Raw genomic sequence first — 2,379 nt, 5'->3', positions numbered from 1 at the left:
ATTATGCAGCAAAAACATATACCATGTCTAACCTTGACTAAAATTGCGAAAAGGTTATTTGAAGTTTCAAAATAATAAGTCTAATAAGATACCACATGAGGGAGTTTGTAATTTTAAATGCTATTATTTGTACATAATTTTATATCAATGTAAAGTTTTATTTTTAAAAAGACAAACTATTTAATTGATATTTAGGAGATGAAAAGGGTGAAAAGAATATTATCATTACTGCTATTATCAACTTTAATCTTAGGGGGTTGTACCATGAAAAAAGAAGAAGAAAAGAAAGACTTACCAACGAAAGAAGAAGTTTTAGAAGAAATGCTTGATTATTTGGAAGATAAATATGATGAAGAATTTGAAGTAGATTCCATTGATTTTGCATGGTGGGGAAATCCAGGAGGAGAACATATGTTAGCATATCCGAAGGATAGGGAGAATGATGATAGAGTATTTGCTTTAGTTAGAACATATGAAGAAGATGGTTCAGTAACCTATGAGGATGGATATGTGGGTTATGTAATGGAACCTATAGTTATTGAAAAATTTGAAGAGATTGTAAAAAGATACTTTCCAGATAGTTTGGTTTTTACTGGATATAGTAAATCTTATTTATTTCCTAAGGAACTAACTATAGATAGTGGTTATGATGAATTTAAGAAATATGTAGATGAAAAGATTTTTATAGGTTCACGTATATTTGCCAGTATTGAAGATGAAAAGAAAGTAGAAGAATTGCTATGGCAAATGGAAGGAGAGCTAAGAGCTGAATTTAAAATTGCCAGATTCTCTTTTTATGGATATACAACGGAAGATTATGAAAAAGAAATCCTAGGAAAGGATAAAAAATATCTTATAGCTAAGAGAAAGGAACTTTCAATTATCGAAAAAGAATCAAGTTGGGGAATACCGAATCATAATTATATATATGAAAAGGAGAAAGGCAAATGAATAATATATTGGAAAAACAGGAGAAAGAATTAGTAGAAAAGCTTTTGATTTTAAATTCAATCATACTGAGAAAGGTCTTGAGCTTAATGCAGAAACAGAACAAAGCAAATTAATGTAAGACCTAGAAGCCTATTTAGATCATCTTTATCGGCATATGAATGAAGAGGATTGGAGATATTTAAGTAATGCTATAATGACACAAATGATGAATTAAGAGGAAAGAAAATTCTATATAGGTGAGCATAGTGAAATGCCTGAAGGATTTGAAGAAAGATTAGCAGGTTTAAGTAAAGAGTATTTTGAAACAAATACAGATATGAATCCTAAAATAATAATAGATTTAGCCAGTTCTATAGTGACATCTTTGAGAAGAATATTAAACTCACATATGGGATTAATAGGATTAACAGGATTCATGGAATTAGGGCTTAGGGATATACTATTAGCCTCAAAAGAAGCAAAACTAAATAATTTACGTAAATTATATGAAGAAGCTCATGCTGAAGGTTATGCTCTTGTTATAAGGGATTTTACAGAAGAAACGAGACAGGAATTATTATCTATTGTTGAAGAAGTAGAAAATGAACATTGGTTAAACATTACTAAATGGGATGTTTTTTATAGGATAGAAAAATACTTAAAAGGATTAGACTTTCCAACTAATGAAGATGAATTAAATACATATTATAGAAAAGTTATAGATCTTGAAGGTACTACTAAAGAACAAATAAATGAAATTTTTGAACAGGTATATGCCACTGATGAGAATTTTTCAAAAGAACTTGATGATTTAATATCTAAAGTTAATGAAATTAATAGTGAATTAGAAAAAATGTTAGATAGATTTGAATAGGGACTTGGGTTTACCAGAGTAATAAGGGGTAATTAGTACTAAAGGTTAGGACTTTGAATTTTAAGGTAACCATCCATATATATAGTTATTCAGGATTCAAGAATTAGAAAGAATATGCAAGGAGGGGTGGAAATGGTTTATGGATATCCAGATTATCAATCGGAATTAGGCAATATAAATTTAAGAATAGAAAGCTGTGAAACGGGAATTAGAATGAATGAGAGGAAGATAAGAAAGTTAAGAGAGGCTTTAAGTGAATTAAAAATAGAATATAATAAACTAGAAAATCATATAGAGGATTTTAAAAATAATTTATGTGAAGTAGAAGATTGGCAGGGCACAAGATATTGGGAACATGTAAATGAAGTAAATAGAGTTAGAAAGATGCTTTATAGCTATAATTGGGAGATTGAGGAATCTATAACTTCTATAGAAGATGAAATAGAGGAGTTGGAAACTGGTATAAGCAGTAAAAAAAGTGAAATCAAGAAGCTAAATTCTAGAAGAAATCAATTACGTAAAGAAGCTAAAAAGAAAAAATCATTAGAGAACCCACTTGGTTCTGGAACTTATTA

3 protein-coding genes are annotated in these 2,379 nt (G+C 29.1%); all 3 read left to right on the top strand.

The genetic code is table 11. The features are described 5' to 3' along the window. The first annotated feature begins 264 nt into the window (after window positions 1–264). Window positions 265–951 (top strand): hypothetical protein, encoded by a 687-nt coding sequence (locus VK071_10235; GenBank protein HLR35685.1) that lies wholly within the window; start codon window positions 265–267, stop codon window positions 949–951. A 250-nt stretch (window positions 952–1,201) separates the two neighbouring features. Then, window positions 1,202–1,804: a hypothetical protein gene (locus tag VK071_10230; protein ID HLR35684.1), complete on the top strand. Its 603-nt coding sequence runs from the start codon at window positions 1,202–1,204 to the stop codon at window positions 1,802–1,804. Between the two features lie 132 nt (window positions 1,805–1,936). Then, window positions 1,937–2,379 (top strand): DUF5082 family protein (locus VK071_10225; GenBank protein HLR35683.1); only part of this gene is annotated, 443 nt, incomplete at its 3' end.

This window comes from Tissierellales bacterium (assembly GCA_035301805.1).
Taxonomy (GTDB): Bacteria; Bacillota; Clostridia; order Tissierellales; family DATGTQ01; genus DATGTQ01.
This window is presented reverse-complemented; position numbering and strand designations above follow the sequence as displayed.

Excerpts from the sequence above, each read along its gene's own strand:
- VK071_10235 (HLR35685.1), top strand. The coding sequence starts at position 265 with ATGAAAAAAGAAGAAGAAAAGAAAGACTTACCAACGAAAGAAGAAGTT.
- VK071_10230 (HLR35684.1), top strand. The coding sequence starts at position 1,202 with ATGCCTGAAGGATTTGAAGAAAGATTAGCAGGTTTAAGTAAAGAGTAT.